15 protein-coding genes and 4 tRNA genes are annotated in these 14057 nt (G+C 69.2%); 12 read left to right on the top strand and 7 right to left on the bottom strand.

What is annotated here, in order from left to right; translation table 11 throughout:
• The first annotated feature begins 59 nt into the window (after positions 1-59).
• The 6 genes from msrB to ACQVBX_RS07500 all read left to right on the top strand — a co-directional run bounded on the left by msrB (position 60) and on the right by ACQVBX_RS07500 (position 6489).
• Complete coding sequence (gene msrB, locus ACQVBX_RS07475) at positions 60-530, top strand: peptide-methionine (R)-S-oxide reductase MsrB (protein ID WP_431637564.1); 471 nt, start codon at positions 60-62, stop codon at positions 528-530.
• Positions 531-964: 434 nt separating this feature from the next.
• On the top strand, positions 965-2362 hold the full coding sequence (locus ACQVBX_RS07480) for a glycosyltransferase (RefSeq protein ID WP_431637565.1): 1398 nt from the start codon (positions 965-967) through the stop codon (positions 2360-2362).
• Entirely contained in the window at positions 2359-3777 is a 1419-nt protein-coding gene (locus ACQVBX_RS07485; protein WP_431637567.1) for a hypothetical protein, read from the top strand. The genes ACQVBX_RS07480 and ACQVBX_RS07485 overlap by 4 nt, the downstream gene beginning before the upstream one ends.
• A 59-nt stretch (positions 3778-3836) precedes the next feature.
• Positions 3837-4265, top strand: coding sequence for an FKBP-type peptidyl-prolyl cis-trans isomerase (locus tag ACQVBX_RS07490; protein WP_431637568.1), 429 nt, complete (start codon positions 3837-3839; stop codon positions 4263-4265).
• A gap of 93 nt (positions 4266-4358) precedes the next feature.
• Entirely contained in the window at positions 4359-5852 is a 1494-nt protein-coding gene (locus ACQVBX_RS07495; protein ID WP_431637569.1) for a S10 family peptidase, read from the top strand.
• Positions 5853-5958: 106 nt separating this feature from the next.
• Positions 5959-6489 (top strand): thioredoxin family protein, encoded by a 531-nt coding sequence (locus ACQVBX_RS07500; RefSeq protein WP_431637571.1) that lies wholly within the window; start codon positions 5959-5961, stop codon positions 6487-6489.
• 23 nt (positions 6490-6512) lie between these two features.
• Here ACQVBX_RS07500 and ACQVBX_RS07505 read toward each other — a convergent pair whose 3' ends face one another.
• Positions 6513-7445, bottom strand: coding sequence for a LysR substrate-binding domain-containing protein (locus ACQVBX_RS07505; RefSeq protein WP_431637572.1), 933 nt, complete (start codon positions 7443-7445; stop codon positions 6513-6515).
• 122 nt (positions 7446-7567) lie between these two features.
• On the opposite strand from ACQVBX_RS07505, the gene ACQVBX_RS07510 reads away from it, so the two are divergent.
• The 3 genes from ACQVBX_RS07510 to trxC all read left to right on the top strand — a co-directional run bounded on the left by ACQVBX_RS07510 (position 7568) and on the right by trxC (position 9306).
• Complete coding sequence (locus tag ACQVBX_RS07510; protein ID WP_431637573.1) at positions 7568-8164, top strand: LysE family translocator; 597 nt, start codon at positions 7568-7570, stop codon at positions 8162-8164.
• 33 nt (positions 8165-8197) lie between these two features.
• Positions 8198-8800 (top strand): NADPH-dependent FMN reductase, encoded by a 603-nt coding sequence (locus ACQVBX_RS07515; protein ID WP_431637575.1) that lies wholly within the window; start codon positions 8198-8200, stop codon positions 8798-8800.
• A 68-nt stretch (positions 8801-8868) separates the two neighbouring features.
• Positions 8869-9306, top strand: coding sequence for a thioredoxin TrxC (gene trxC, locus ACQVBX_RS07520; protein WP_431637576.1), 438 nt, complete (start codon positions 8869-8871; stop codon positions 9304-9306).
• A gap of 40 nt (positions 9307-9346) precedes the next feature.
• Here trxC and ACQVBX_RS07525 read toward each other — a convergent pair whose 3' ends face one another.
• On the bottom strand, positions 9347-10909 hold the full coding sequence (locus ACQVBX_RS07525) for a protein adenylyltransferase SelO (RefSeq protein ID WP_431637577.1): 1563 nt from the start codon (positions 10907-10909) through the stop codon (positions 9347-9349).
• Between the two features lie 104 nt (positions 10910-11013).
• Here ACQVBX_RS07525 and ACQVBX_RS07530 point away from each other — a divergent pair, with 104 nt between their 5' ends.
• The 3 genes from ACQVBX_RS07530 to ACQVBX_RS07540 all read left to right on the top strand — a co-directional run bounded on the left by ACQVBX_RS07530 (position 11014) and on the right by ACQVBX_RS07540 (position 12643).
• Positions 11014-11394, top strand: coding sequence for a VOC family protein (locus tag ACQVBX_RS07530; protein ID WP_431637579.1), 381 nt, complete (start codon positions 11014-11016; stop codon positions 11392-11394).
• 193 nt (positions 11395-11587) lie between these two features.
• A complete protein-coding gene (locus ACQVBX_RS07535) occupies positions 11588-11989 on the top strand; it encodes an OsmC family protein (protein WP_431637581.1) in 402 nt (133 codons plus the stop codon).
• A gap of 57 nt (positions 11990-12046) precedes the next feature.
• On the top strand, positions 12047-12643 hold the full coding sequence (locus tag ACQVBX_RS07540; RefSeq protein ID WP_431637583.1) for a DUF1415 domain-containing protein: 597 nt from the start codon (positions 12047-12049) through the stop codon (positions 12641-12643).
• Positions 12644-12683: 40 nt separating this feature from the next.
• On the opposite strand, the gene ACQVBX_RS07545 is transcribed toward ACQVBX_RS07540, so the two are convergent.
• From ACQVBX_RS07545 to ACQVBX_RS07565, 5 genes are all read right to left on the bottom strand, one after another.
• Positions 12684-12767 (bottom strand) — tRNA-Leu (locus tag ACQVBX_RS07545).
• Between the two features lie 119 nt (positions 12768-12886).
• Positions 12887-12960, bottom strand: a tRNA-Cys gene (locus ACQVBX_RS07550).
• Between the two features lie 47 nt (positions 12961-13007).
• Positions 13008-13083, bottom strand: a tRNA-Gly gene (locus ACQVBX_RS07555).
• A 159-nt stretch (positions 13084-13242) separates the two neighbouring features.
• Positions 13243-13318 (bottom strand) — tRNA-Gly (locus tag ACQVBX_RS07560).
• A gap of 51 nt (positions 13319-13369) precedes the next feature.
• Entirely contained in the window at positions 13370-14011 is a 642-nt protein-coding gene (locus ACQVBX_RS07565) for a CDP-alcohol phosphatidyltransferase family protein (protein ID WP_431638133.1), read from the bottom strand.
• Between the last annotated feature and the right edge of the window lie 46 nt (positions 14012-14057).

The following is a 14057-nucleotide window of genomic DNA, read 5'->3' on the forward strand; positions in this document are numbered from 1 at the left end:
GCTTGGACCCCACCCGGTCGCCCCCACCTTTGCGGGATCGCCAACGCCACGGAGCTGCCATGTCCCGATTCGACCTCACCCCGCCCACCGACGCGCAGCGCCAGACGATCACCTCCGGCCTCAGTGCCGACGAGCACCGCGTACTGCTCCAGCACGGCACGGAAGCGGCGTTCTGCGGCGTATTCCTCGACAACAAGAAAACCGGCATCTACACCTGCCGCTTCTGCGGACTGCCGCTGTTCCGTTCCGACGCCAAGTTCGATTCGGGCACCGGCTGGCCGAGCTTCTTCCGGCCGTATGACGAGGCGCACATCCGCTACATCCGCGACACCAGCTACGGCATGGTGCGCACCGAGGAAGTGTGCGCGCGCTGCGGCAGCCACCTCGGCCACGTGTTCCCCGACGGCCCGCCGCCGACCGGCCAGCGCCACTGCCTGAACTCGGTCTCGCTGAGCTTCGTCGAAGCGGGCGACCCGTTGCCCGACGTGCTGGGAAAAGGCGCTCCCGAGGGCGTGCCGGACGCCGGCTGAGTCCATCGCACCGGCCTGGCGCGGCACCGCCTAACCGAAAGCGTCACATCCGCCGCGGCCGACCTGCTGCGGCGCGTCACGTCACGACTGTCGGCGGTTGCCGCGCCAGGCGTACCCGCCGGCGAACGGCCTCCGTCGCCCGCGCCGGCAACCGGCAGTCAGCTGGCGCTTAGCTGGCCGGCCCGGCGCGCATAGCCTGTAAACTCTTGCGGCAGCTCGTTCCTGCCGGCTGGCTGGCTGCGCCGCCGGGGATGCGGCAGCGCGCCGCGCGGAGTCATCGCGTACGCCGCCTGAGCCTGGCATGGGCCGTGCATTCCCTCACTCGGCGGCTCCCACCGCCCGTCCGTTGATTCCAGAAACCTGTCCCGCGACGCGCTTCGGCGTGTCGCGACGGAACAGCTCGGCCCACGTTCCACCCATCGACACCGATCACCATGAGCCCCTTGGCGCCCCTGCAGTCTGCACCGGACACGGATGGCCTGAATCTCTCCACCGCTCCCGCGGTCATTGCTGTCGCCGATCGCCAGCGCCGGCGGCGTTACACGCCGGTCCGGGTGAAGTTCCTGCTGACCCTGCTGATCTCCTTCGGCTGGGCCGGGCTGTCGCTGTACCTCGCCACGCCCTGGATCCGCGAGCTGGGCCACATCATCGGTACCGCTGGCGCACACCTGGTGATCTGGGGTGTAGCGATCCTGCCCGGCTTCATGAACGCCTTCCTGGTCGCCGGCCTGCTGGCCGACCGTCGCCCAGCGCGTACCTGGACCGGGCCGTTCCCCGGCATCACCATCCTGGTGGCGGCCTACAACGAGGAAGCGTCGATCCTGGGCACGCTGGACAGCATCGCCCGGCAGGATTACCCCGGACCGATGCAGGTGCTGGTGATCAACGACGGCTCGCGCGACGCCACCATGGCCCGGCTCGGCACCGTCTCATATCCGTGGCTCACGGTGATCGACCTGAAGCAGAACGCCGGCAAGGCCAACGCGCTGAACCAGGGACTGAAGCAGGCGCAGCACCCGCTCACCATCACGCTGGATGGCGACTCCTACCTCTACAAGGGCGCCTTGCGGCACCTGGTGGGACGCTTCCTGAGCGATCCGCCGAACACCGCCGCGGTGGCCGGCAGCGTGCTGCTGCGCAACTCGCGCACCAACCTGGTCACCAAGATCCAGGAGTGGGACTACTTCCACGGCATCGCCGCGATCAAGCGCCTGCAGAGCCTGTTCCAGGGCACGCTGGTGGCCCAGGGTGCCTTCTCGCTGTATCGCACCGACGTGCTGCGCGAGGTCAACGGCTGGCCCGAATGCGTGGGCGAGGACATCGTGCTGACCTGGGCCATCCTCAAACTCGGCCACCGCGTGGGCTACTGCGAGGACGCGATCACCTTCACCAACGCGCCGACGACGTTCGGACAGTTCATCCGCCAGCGCCAGCGCTGGTCGCGCGGGCTGATCGAGGCGTTCAAGACGCATGGCAGCCTGCTGTTCAAGCCGCGCATGAGCACGGTCTTCGTATGGTGGAACCTGCTGTTTCCGTACATGGACGTGGCCTACACGCTGTTCTTCATTCCCGGCATCGTGCTGGCGCTGTTCGGCGTGTACTGGATCGCCGGGCCGATGACCCTGCTGGTGCTGCCGATGGCCTTCGTCGTGAACTACCTGATGTTCTATATCCAGTCGCACATGTTTCGCGCGCAGGGGCTGAAGGTGCGGCGCAACCCGCTCGGCTTCCTCGTCTACGCGCTGTTCTACGGCCTGGTGCTGCAGCCGGGCTGCGTGCTGGGCTACCTCGCCGAAATGCTCAACCTGCGCAAGCACTGGGGCACGAAATGAAGGCCGCGTTGTCGTTGTGCATCCTGCTGGCGCTGGCTCCGCTGGCGCACGCCCAGAGCGCGGGCGCCGGCGCGTCGATCCGCGCGGGCCGGGCCGCAATGGAAGCGGGTGAGCCGGCGCGCGCACGCCAGCTCTTTGCCCAGGGGCTCGAACAGGCGGCCGGGCATCCGGCCGACGCCTACGCCGCGGCGATCGGCCTCGGCCGCGCGGCGCTGTGGCTGGGCCATGCCGCCGAAGCGGAGCGGGCCTTCCGCCAGGCCGACACCCTGGCGGCGGACGACGCCCAGCGCCGCGTCGCCGACATCGGCCTGGCGCAAGCCCTGAACGCCCAGGACTACCCGCGCCAGGCGTGGGCGCTCACCGCAGACGCCGCCGCCAGCGGCGATCCGCGCGCCACACTGGAGCACATGCGCGCGGCGCAGTCGCTCGGCTGGCAGGATCGTGCCCTCCCCGCGCTGGCCGCCACCGCGCCGCCGACGGATGGCGGCTACCTCGGCACCCAATTCGGCCTGCTCGCCGACGACATGCGCTACGCCACCGCGGCGCGGGTGGAGGGCGATGCGAGCTACAGCCACGACAGCGAAGGCCTCGACACCTGGACCATCGGGGCGAATGCGCTCTCCCCGCTGCGGGGCAGCGCGGCCGGCAGCTGGCGCTGGGGCGTTGCCGGCAACACCACGCGGGTGAGCGACGACGCCCGCTCGCGCTCGCTGCACGACCTGGCCGGGCTGGGCCAATGGCGCCTTGGCGAGGAGCAAAACGTGGACCTGCGCCTGGGCGCGGGCCAAGCCGGCAGTTGGCAGTACCTGCAGGGCGCCGCCCGCTGGAGCTGGCAACCGGACGATCGCTACGGGCTCAACGCCGGCGCCGAGCGCGCGCCGCTGCTCACCACCGCCGCGATCGACCGGCACATCGCCTATGCCACCTACAGCCTGGGCGCGAACTGGCGCCCGGCCACGCCGCTGTATCTGCTGCCCACGCTGTACCGCCAGACCTTCACCGACGGCAATCGTCGCTACGGCGCCTCCGCGCGGCTGGTGCTCAGCCCGCTGGATGTGAGCGGCACGCCCGCCGCGATCGGTGCGCAACTGGGCGTGCGCGCGTTTCGTAGCAGCCAGCCCGGCGGTGGCGCGTATTTCAACCCGCGCCACTACCGCGCCGTCACCGCGGGAGTGACCGGCGTGCTGAGCCTCGGCCCGCGCTGGCGGTTGCGCGCCGTCGCTGACGGCGGCCGCCAGCGCGCCGATGGCACCAGCGTCGGCATTTATGCAGTGGATGTATCGCTGGAGGGGCGGCTGCCGCACAACGGTCGGCTGCAGATCCACGCGCTGCGCAGTTCGGCCGCATCGGTGAGCGGCGGCGGGGCCGGCTACTGGAACAACAGCGTGACCGTGTCGCTGAGCTATCCCTTCTGACGTCGTCGCGTGGAAGGTGTTGGCTACAATGCCGGTTCACTTCCCAGCGAGTTCCTTCCATGCGCCGTCTGCTCTGCCTCGTTCCGCTGCTGCTCGCCGCCTGCTCCAGCCCCTCCGGCACCGCTGTCACGGCCGCCGACATTCCGGCCATGCAGACCATCGACCAGACCGTCGGCGCCGGCGCCGAGGCGAAGTCCGGCGACACGGTGGAGGTGAACTACACCGGCTGGCTGTACGACCCGAAGGCGCCGGATCACCACGGCAAGAAGTTCGACAGCTCGTTCGACCACGGCGGCACCTTCACCTTCCCGCTCGGCGCGGGCCAGGTAATCAAGGGCTGGGACCAGGGCGTGGCCGGCATGAAGGTGGGCGGCAAGCGCACCCTGCTGCTGCCCTCGGCGATGGGCTACGGCAGCCGCGGTGCCGGTGGCGACATCCCGCCGAACGCCGCGCTGGTGTTCGACGTGGAGCTGGTCAGCATCAAGTGAAGCAGTGGCCTCGCCCGAGGCCATGACTTCCTGCACGGTCGCCGACGCGCCCCGACCGCTACGGTCCGGGGCTTTCTCCGCCAGGATGCCTCCGTGCGCCACACCCTCTCGCTTGCCCTGCTCGCTGCGCTGACGCTCGGCGCCTCGGCCACCCTCGCCGCCGACAAGGCCGCCACCGACGCGCCCGCCGTCGCCGACAAGGATTTCCACCTCCCACCGCTGCCGGCCGACGCGCACATCACGCAGAGCGCCACGGTTGATGGCAAGACGCTGAAGTACACCGTCACCGTGGGTTCGCAGCCGGTGCGCAACGAGCAGGGCGAGATCACCGGCGAGGTGGTGTTCACCGCCTACACCATGCCCGGCAAGGATCGCCCGGTGACCTTCGCGCTCAACGGCGGACCGGGTGCGTCGTCGGTGTACCTCAACCTCGGCGCGATCGGTCCGAAGCGGGTGAACTTCGGCGTGGCCGGCGCCAACCCGTCCGACCCGGCCACGTTGCGCGACAACCCCGGCACCTGGCTGGGCTTCACCGACCTGGTGTTCATCGACCCGATCGGCACCGGCTACAGCCGCGCGCTGGTGGACGACAAGAAGGCCACCGAGCTCTTCTACAGCACCGACAACGACATCAAGTACCTCTCGCGCATCGTCTACGACTGGCTGGTGAAGAACGGCCGCATGGACTCGCGCAAGTACCTGGTGGGCGAGAGCTACGGCGGCTTCCGCGGGCCGCGCGTCACCGACTACCTGCAGACCCAGCTCGGCGTGGCGATGAACGGCCTGGTGCTGGTATCGCCGTATCTCGATCCGGCCGCATCGGACGACGAGAACGTCTCGCCGCTGCCGTGGATGCTCACCCTGCCCTCGATCGCGGCGGCCAACCTGGAGCGCCAGCACAAGCTCAGCCCCGCGGCGATGGCGCCGATCGTCGCCTACACCCGCGGCGACTACGCCACCACGCTGATGAAGGGGCGCAGCGATCCGGCCGCCACCGAGGCGATGATCAAGAAGGTCACCGAGCTGACTGGCCTCGATCCGCTGTTCGTGCAGCGCTCGGGGGGACGCATCGAGACCCAGGCCTACCTGCGCGAGGTCTACCGCGCCGAGGGCAAGCTGGGCAGCCGCTACGACTCGAACGTCACCGCGTGGGACCCGTTCCCGTACGCGCCGCGCCAGATGACCGGCGACCCGATCCTCAACGGCATCATCGCGCCCACCACCACGGCGATGGTCAACTTCGTCACCAAGACCGTGGGCTGGAAGATCGACGCGCGCTACAACGCGCTCAGCTACCAGGTGAACCGCCTGTGGCACGAGGACGATGACGCCAATCGCGGATCGGTGAACGAGCTGCGCGAGTCGGTGGCCAACGACCCGGGCCTGCGCGTGCTGATCGCCCACGGCTGGGACGATCTCTCCTGCCCGTTCATGGCCTCGGTGCTGGTGGTCGACCAGATGCCGGCGATGGGCGACCCCAGGCGGGTGCAGGTGAAGAGCTACGCCGGCGGCCACATGTTCTACGCCCGCCCGGACAGTCAGAAGCAGCTGCGTGCTGACGTGGAGCAGTTGTACGGCGTGAAGTAAGCCGCGAACCGCTCGCCTGATGAAACGGCCCGTCGGGTAACCGGCGGGCCGTTTGCGTCGTATGGGTGGTACCGCGGCCGCTGGCCGCCCCCTGCGAGATTCCCCGATGCCGCGTTTCCTGCTCCGCCTCACGCTGCTGGCCCTGCCGCTCATCGCCGCCGTGCCGGCCGCCGCGCAAACCTCGCTGACCCGTGGCGACCAGGCGCCCGCGTTTGCCGGTGTCACCCGCTGGATCAACTCGCCGCCGCTCAGCACCGACGCGCTGCGCGGCAAGGTGGTGCTGGTGGATTTCTGGACCTTCGAATGCATCAACTGCCTGCACGCGCTGCCACAGGTGAAGGCGCTCGACGCGAAGTATGGCGACCAGGGCCTGGTCGTGATCGGCGTGCACACGCCGGAGCTGGACGCCGAGCGCGACACCGACAACCTGCTGGCCGCGGTGAAGCGCCTGGGCATCACCTTCCCGGTGGCGCAGGACAACGACTACGCGACGTGGAACGCATGGCACAACCAGTACTGGCCGGCGCAATACGTGATCGACCGCCAGGGTCGCGTGGTCTACACCCACATCGGCGAAGGCGGCTACGACGCGATCGAGAACGCCGTGCGCTCCCAGCTCGCCCTCGGCACCCGGTAGCAGCCGCAGCCGCCCACCTGGGCTCAGCTGCGAGAGAGAGAGCGAGATTCCGGCGAGCCGATCGTGCGGCTCGCCTCGGCCTGCCAGCGCAGCCACGCCCACACCGCGCGCACGGATGAACGCGGCTCGCCCGCGGGCCGCACCAGCCAGTAGGACGGCCCCAGCGGCACCGCCAGCTCGCCAAACGGGCGCAACAAGACCCCTGCGGCCAGGTCGTCTGCCGCCAGTCGATCGCGCGCGAGCGCCACGCCCTGCCCCTGCACGGCGGCGCGCAGCACCAGGTCTGACGAGGTAAAACGCGCGCCCCGCTGCAGCGACAGCGCCCTGGGGCCATGCACCTGGCGCCAGCGCTCCCAGCCCGCCTGGGGGTCACGATCGTGCAGCAGGCGCAGGTTGGCCAGCTGTTCGGGCCGGTTCGGCGAACCGGCGGCCTGCCAGGCGGACGGACTCATCACCGGATAGAGCGCGTCGTCCATCAAGGGCTCGGCATGCAGGCCCGGCCACGGCCCTGGCCCCATGCGGATCGCCAGATCGATCCGGCCGTCGTCCAGCGCATCGAGCCGCTGATCCACCTGCACCGACAGCTCGATCCTGGGATGCGCCCGCTCCAGCAGGGGCAGGCGCGGCAGCAGCCAGCGCACGGCGAACGACGGCGAGGTCGACACCGTCACCGCATGCGCCGGACGCACCTCGCGCACGGCAGCCGCGGCCTGCGCAATGGCCTGCAGACCGACCAGCGTCGCCCGTCCCAGGCTTTCGCCTTGCGCCGTGAAGCGCAAGGCGCCCCGGCCGGCCGACGCATGCAGCAACGGCACTCCGGCCCATCGGCTGAGCTCAGCCAGATGCCGGCTTACGGAGGAATGGGCAATGCCCAGCTCCCGCGCGGCCTGCCGCACACCGCCGTGCGCGTACACCGCGGCAAACGCGCGAAGCGCATTGAGTGGCAGATCTTCCATGGTCGTAATTCTAGACCATTGCGCTTCGTCCGCGGACCAGCGGCGGGCAGCACCATGCGGCCATGCGATCCGATCCGCACTGGCGATCGGCCGACCACGAATCGACTTCTGGACGACCTACCGTGAATGACCTCGCGCCACTGGCGCTGCTGCTGTTGGCCGGCGCCATGACGCCCGGCCCGAACAACTTGGTGGTCTGGCGCGAAGCCGGCCGCGGCGGACTGCGCGCCGCGCTGCCGGCCATTGCCGGCATCGTCGCCGGCAGCCTCCTGCTGTTGCTGCTGGCGGTGGCGGGAGTGGCTGCGCTGTTGGCCGGTCACCCCGCGTGGCGCCTGGGGTTGAGCGTCGGCGGCGCGCTCTATCTGGCGTGGCTGGGGCTGGCGCTGCTCCGGCGCGCCTTCGGTCGTACTGCCGCGGCGCTCGATGCGCCGGGAGCGCCCGCCGGCTTCGTGGGCCCGACGGCCTTCCAGTTTCTCAATCCGAAGAGCTGGGTGTTGGTACTGGCGGCCACGGGGTCGACACCGGCCGGCGAACTGCTCGCGCGACTGCCCTGGCTGCTGGTGCTCTTCGGCGTGATCCCGCTCGGCTGCCTGCTGCTGTGGGCAGCTTTCGGCGCCGCGCTCGCCGGGGTGCTGTCCCGGCCCACGCCGCGCCGGTGGGCGGACGGCGTCATGGCCTTGCTGATTTTGCTCTGCGCGATCTGGCTGCTCCCGCATTGATCCCGCCCCACCCACTGCAGAAGGAACCTCTCGATGACTGCTTCTTCCCACCGCTATCGCGTGCTGTGCCTGCCCGGCAGCCTGCGCCGGGATTCATGGAACCGCCGCCTGCTGCTGACCGCGGCCGCGCATGCCCCGGATACGCTCTCGCTTCAGCTCTACGACGATCTGGACGCCGTGCCGCTGTTCAACGAGGACATCGAGCCCGGCGAGCTGGCGGGCGTCGAGGCACTGAGAAGCGCCGTGGCCGCCGCCGACGCCCTGCTGATCGCCACGCCGGAATACAACCAGTCGCTGCCCGGGGTGCTGAAGAACGCGCTGGACTGGCTGTCGCTCGACGGCCCGCAAGGCGAGGTGCTGCACGGCAAACCGGTCGCGGTCACGGGGGCCAGCAGCGGGCCCTGGGGAACGCGCCTCGCCCAGACCGCACTGCGCCAGGTGCTGCACGCCTGCGGCGCACTGGTGATGCCGACCCCGACCTTGTTCGTGGCCTCCGCCGCATCACGTTTGCAGGCCGACGGCACGCTCGCCGACGAGGCGCTGGCCGCGTCGCTGAGACGCCTGACGAGCGCACTGGAACCATGGATCGCGCAACTGCGGCCCCACGCAGAACCGGCGCACTTGGTCCGCGGCTGAATCCTCCGCCGCTTGCAAGGCCGCGGCGAGCCACCATCTCACGGGCATCTCCCACCGGGATCCCCTCCATGAGCCAGCCTCTCGCCATCCCCTGCCCGCACTGCAGCGCCCTCAACCGCGTCCCCGCCGAACGGACGGGCCAGCACCCCAACTGCGGCCGCTGTCATCAGCCGCTGTTCGGCGGTCACCCGGTGGAACTGACCACCGCCAACTTCGACGCCGTCGCCGGCCGCGGCGATCTGCCGGTGCTGGTGGACTTCTGGGCGACGTGGTGTGGGCCGTGCATCGGCTTTGCGCCGGTGTTCGCCGCGGCGGCGAAGGAACTGGAACCGCGCGTGCGGCTGGCCAAGGTGGATACCGATGCCCAGCAGGCACTGGCCCAGCGCTTCGGCATCCGCTCGATCCCCACGCTGATCCTGCTGCGCGAGGGTCGGGAGATCGCCCGCCAGTCCGGCGCACTCAACGCCGGTCAGCTGCGCCAGTTCGTGACGCAGGCGCTGCGCTGAGCGGCGACGCCTTACCTGCGGGAAACTTGCTTGCGCCGGCTCACGAACTGCACGAGAGCATTGAACAGCCGGCTTTCTCGCGCGCCCAGTCCGGGCGCTTCTGCGCGTAGTGCTCGCGGCCGGGCTGATCGTCGTAGGGACGGCGCATCACCTCGAGCAGGGTATGCACGCCAGAGAGATCGCCGACCGTAGCCTGATCGATCGCCTCCTGCGCCAGGTAGTTGCGCAGCACGTAGCGCGGATTGACGCGCCGCATCCGCTCGCGCTGCTGCTCGCGGGTCTGTGCGTCCTGCGCCAGCCGCTGGGCGTAGCGGGCCAGCCAGTCGCGCAGCGCGGCATCGTGCCGGCGGCGCAGATCGGCGTCGTAGAACGCATCCTCCATCGCCGCGGTCGGCGCAGGGTTTGCCGGGTCGACATCCAGCAGTGCGCAATAGAACAGCGTCATGTCGATCTGCGCCTGCGCCATCAGACCGCGCAGCTGGGCGTGCAGAACGTCGTCCTCCGCCCGCGATTCGGCGAAACCGAGCTTGTCCGCGGCGTGGCGCCGTTCGGCAGTGGCATAGGTGCTGGCGTACCAGTCCAGCCCGGCCTGCAGCGGCTCCACGCCGGCGAACAACGGCGAAAGCGCCGAGGCCAGCCGTGACAGGTTCCACCACGCCACCTGCATCTGCTGACCGAAGCGGTAGCGGCGGCGGCCGGCGTCGGTGGTGTTGGGGGTCCACTCCGGGTCGTAGTTGTCGATCCAGCCGTACGGGCCGTAGTCGATGGTGAGGCCGAGGATCGACAGGTTGTCGGTGTTCATCACCCCATGCACGAAGCCCACGCGCATCCAGTGCGCGATGGTGTGTGCCGTGCGTTCGCACACCTCGCCGAACCATTGGGCGTAGAGCGCCTCGCCCTCGCCTTGCAGGTGCGGGAAATCGCGACGGATAGTGAACTCCACCAGCTGGCGCAGCAGGGCGTGGTCGCCACGCGCGAACGGCAGCTCGAAATGCCCGAAGCGAATGAACGAAGGCGCCACCCGACACACCACGGCACCCGGTTCGTACGCGGCATGACCGTCGTAGAACATGTCGCGCAGCACCGATTCGCCGGTACCGACCAGGCTCAGTGCACGGGTGGTCGGCACGCCGAGGTGGTGCATCGCCTCGCTGCACAGGAACTCACGGATCGACGAGCGCAGCACGGCGCGGCCATCGGCCGTGCGCGAATACGGCGTAGGGCCGGCGCCCTTGAGCTGCAGCTCCCATCGCTCGCCCGCGGCGGTCACCGTCTCACCCAGCGAAATCGCGCGGCCATCGCCCAACTGCCCGGCCCAGTTGCCGAACTGGTGCCCTCCGTAGTTGCTGGCCCAGGGCTGCATGCCCTCCAGCAGGCGGTTGCCGCCGAACACCTCGGCGAACCACGGCTGCGCTACGTCCGCCTCACTGAAGCCCAGCGTCTGCGCCATCTCGGCCGAATGCGCCAGCAGACGCGGGGCCGCCACCGGGGTGGGATCCACGCGTGAATACAGCGCGCCCTCCACCTGCCGCATCCGCGGCCCCGTCTCGGGATCGCCGGGCAGTTCGCGGAGGAAGGCGTTGTCGAACTGAAGTGTGGTCATGCAGCCATGGTTGAGGCGAAGCCGAACGGACGCAAGCCGCGCGCCCGCGCTCACCAGCATGTATGGTCGGTCGCCATCCATCGCCGTTCCGGGGAGAGCCGACCATGCAACGTCTCTGGACCATCATCGGCGTCGACGACGTCGCCCGCAGCTTCCGCTGGTACCAGACGCTGCTCGGCCTGCCCGCATCCCAGCCGGCGCACGAGTACTTCGGCCAGATCCTGGGCGCAGACGGCACGGTCCTGCTCTGCCTGCACGCCTGGGGAACGCACGACCATCCATCGCTGCACAGCCCGGCCGTGGCCGCGCCCGGCAACGGGCTGCTGCTGTTCTTCCGAGTCGACGATTTCGACGATGCGCTGCGGCGCGCCCGCGCGCTGGTAACGGCGCTGGACGACGAGCCGGCGGTCAATCCGCATACCGGCACCGCCGAGTTCGCGCTGCGCGATCCGGATGGCTACCGCGTCATGGTCAGCGCGCACTGAGCCGTCGCGCATTTGCTACGCATCACCTCCGTCGTGCGGCCTTTCTGCCGCGTGGCCGACGCGGATTGTCAATCGGCCAGCTTCAGCGCAGCCTTGCCAGGCTCGGAGCGGCAAACCCTGTTCCGCTGCTCAGCCGACGGATCGCGGATCGCGATTCAAGCCTGTTCCAGCTCAGCAAGCACCGGGAGGCATCATGCGGATTTCGGCGTTTGTGCAAAGCGGCGGCGGTGCCCTCGAGGCGCGCGTCGCGACCGGCGGATCCATGCAGGAGCTGCCCGTTCCCGCCAAACCGGACGGTCACGGTTCGGCGGTGAACGGTGGCGAATTCCTGATGCTGGCCCTGGCCACCTGCTACTGCAACGACCTCTACCGCGAGGCCCAGCGCGTGGGCATCGCGTTGACCCGGGTGGAGGTGGAGACGCACGCCGAATTCGCAGGCGTCGGGCTGGCCGCCCGGGACATCCGCTATCGCACCCGGGTGGAATCGTCGGCATCGCCGGAGCAGATCGGCGAGCTCATCCGCCACACCGACGCCGTGGCCGAAATCCACAACACCGTGCGCACCGGCGTACCGGTAACCCTCGAACCGACCTAGGCCGCGCGTGACGAACGCCGCCCCGCTATAGTCGCGGCCCGCCCACGGAAGCCCGCCATGTCCGACGCATCCTCCTTCATCACCGCCGGCCTGACCCCGGAAGACGCGCCCTACGTCGAGGCGACCCAACGCTGGGTGGAACGGGCGGTGGTTGGGCTGAACCTGTGCCCGTTTGCCCGCGCGCCGTTCATCCAGGGCCGTATCCGCTACGCGGTGAGTCATGCACGCGACACCGATGCCCTGCTCGACGACCTCTGCGGCGAATTGCAGAGCCTGGCTGCGGCCGATGCCGCCGACTGCGAGACCACGCTGCTGATCCACCCGCACGTGCTGGGCGACTTTCTCGACTACAACGACTTCCTCGACGTCGCCGACGCCGCCGTGGAGACGCTCAAGCTCGACGGCGTGCTGCAGGTGGCCAGCTTCCACCCGCACTACCAATTCGCCGACACCGGCCCGGACGACGTGGAGAACGCCACCAACCGCTCGCCCTTCCCCACCTTGCACCTGCTGCGCGAAGCTAGCGTGGAGCGCGCGGCCGAAGCAATGAGCGACCCGGACGAAATCTATCGGCGCAATATCGACACGCTGCGCAAGCTCGGCCTGGATGGCTGGCGGGCGCTCGGCACGGAGGCGGCGTCGCAGGAATCCTGAAGGCCGGAGTCGCCGGGGTGCCGCGCGGCGCGTGAAGGAATGCCCGGGGCGGGGATCGAACCCGCATACCCGCGAGGGTGAGGGATTTTAAGTCCCTTGCGTCTACCAGTTTCGCCACCCGGGCCCATGCGCGGCGCCGCGATGCTAGCACGTGCGACCGGTGGCCCGGCCTGGACCGCGGCGCACAAAAAAGCCCGCTGGCGCGGGCTTCATGCGAGGCCTGGAACTTGCCCCGGAACACGATGGAGGCCTGGGTCGGAATCGAACCGGCGTACGCGGATTTGCAGTCCGCTGCATGACCACTCTGCCACCAGGCCATCGCTGAAAAAAACAAAACCTCGGTGATCCGAGGTTTCGCCAAAGATGGAGCGGGAAACGAGACTCGAACTCGCGACCCCGACCTTGGCAAGGTCGTGCTCTACCAACTGAGCTATTCCCGCGTCTGAGCCCGAAATGATAGCAGAAGGCAGCAGGATGGGAAGAGGCAGAACCCGGAATCGATCGCTGAATCGACCGTCGATGCGACGCCGGCCCATACCCGGCACCGCGGCCCTGAAATGCAAAAGCCCCGGCACTGGGCCAGGGCTTTGCATTGAATCTGGAGCGGGAAACGAGACTCGAACTCGCGACCCCGACCTTGGCAAGGTCGTGCTCTACCAACTGAGCTATTCCCGCATCGGAGTCGCGCATTCTAGCGTCTGATCGCGACCCGTCAACCCCCTGCGCTCAGGAATCGTCACGCTCCGGCGGACGACGGTCGTAGTCGCCGCTGAGCGCCGGCCACGCCGCACGCACGTAATACAGCCCCGACCAGATGGTGAGCACGCCCGCGGCCACCAGCAGGAACTCGCCCACGTGGTACAGCCGCAGCGTCTCGGCGTCGTGCTGCACGATCAGCACGGTGAGCGCGACCATCTGCATCACCGTCTTGAGCTTGCCGATGAAAGCCACCTTCACCGCCACGCGCATGCCGATCTCGGCCATCCATTCGCGCAGGGCGGAAATGCTGATCTCACGACCCACAATGATCGCGGCGGTCACCGCCATCACCACGCCGAACCAGTCGTGATCCGGCAAGGCGGTGCCGTAGTGCGACTCCACCACGCGGTGATGCGACTCCACCAGCAGGAACAGCGTCACCGCCACCATCAGCTTGTCGGCGACCGGATCGAGAAACGCGCCAAACGCCGAAGTGAGCTTCATCCGGCGGGCGAGGTAGCCATCGAGCCAGTCGGTCACCGCAGCGAGCAGGAACACGACTGCCGCCACCACGTTGTGGCCGCGGAACGGCAGGTAGAAGGCCACCACCATCACCGGCAACAGCGCGACACGGAACAGGGTGAGCCAGGTGGGTAGGTTGATGCGCATCACGAATTGCTTCCTCGGGTGACTCCGCCGCCAAGTGTCGCACGCC

Origin of the sequence: Dyella thailandensis (genome assembly GCF_050749815.1) — a bacterium.
GTDB lineage: Bacteria > Pseudomonadota > Gammaproteobacteria > Xanthomonadales > Rhodanobacteraceae > Dyella_A.

What these genes read in the sequence shown, in the direction of transcription:
- msrB (WP_431637564.1), top strand. Translation starts at nt 60, where the DNA reads ATGTCCCGATTCGACCTCACCCCGCCCACCGACGCGCAGCGCCAGACG.
- ACQVBX_RS07480 (WP_431637565.1), top strand. Translation starts at nt 965, where the DNA reads ATGAGCCCCTTGGCGCCCCTGCAGTCTGCACCGGACACGGATGGCCTG.
- ACQVBX_RS07485 (WP_431637567.1), top strand. Translation starts at nt 2,359, where the DNA reads ATGAAGGCCGCGTTGTCGTTGTGCATCCTGCTGGCGCTGGCTCCGCTG.
- ACQVBX_RS07490 (WP_431637568.1), top strand. Translation starts at nt 3,837, where the DNA reads ATGCGCCGTCTGCTCTGCCTCGTTCCGCTGCTGCTCGCCGCCTGCTCC.
- ACQVBX_RS07500 (WP_431637571.1), top strand. Translation starts at nt 5,959, where the DNA reads ATGCCGCGTTTCCTGCTCCGCCTCACGCTGCTGGCCCTGCCGCTCATC.
- ACQVBX_RS07505 (WP_431637572.1), bottom strand. Translation starts at nt 7,445, where the DNA reads ATGGAAGATCTGCCACTCAATGCGCTTCGCGCGTTTGCCGCGGTGTAC.
- ACQVBX_RS07515 (WP_431637575.1), top strand. Translation starts at nt 8,198, where the DNA reads ATGACTGCTTCTTCCCACCGCTATCGCGTGCTGTGCCTGCCCGGCAGC.
- trxC (WP_431637576.1), top strand. Translation starts at nt 8,869, where the DNA reads ATGAGCCAGCCTCTCGCCATCCCCTGCCCGCACTGCAGCGCCCTCAAC.
- ACQVBX_RS07525 (WP_431637577.1), bottom strand. Translation starts at nt 10,909, where the DNA reads ATGACCACACTTCAGTTCGACAACGCCTTCCTCCGCGAACTGCCCGGC.
- ACQVBX_RS07530 (WP_431637579.1), top strand. Translation starts at nt 11,014, where the DNA reads ATGCAACGTCTCTGGACCATCATCGGCGTCGACGACGTCGCCCGCAGC.
- ACQVBX_RS07535 (WP_431637581.1), top strand. Translation starts at nt 11,588, where the DNA reads ATGCGGATTTCGGCGTTTGTGCAAAGCGGCGGCGGTGCCCTCGAGGCG.
- ACQVBX_RS07540 (WP_431637583.1), top strand. Translation starts at nt 12,047, where the DNA reads ATGTCCGACGCATCCTCCTTCATCACCGCCGGCCTGACCCCGGAAGAC.
- ACQVBX_RS07565 (WP_431638133.1), bottom strand. Translation starts at nt 14,011, where the DNA reads ATGCGCATCAACCTACCCACCTGGCTCACCCTGTTCCGTGTCGCGCTG.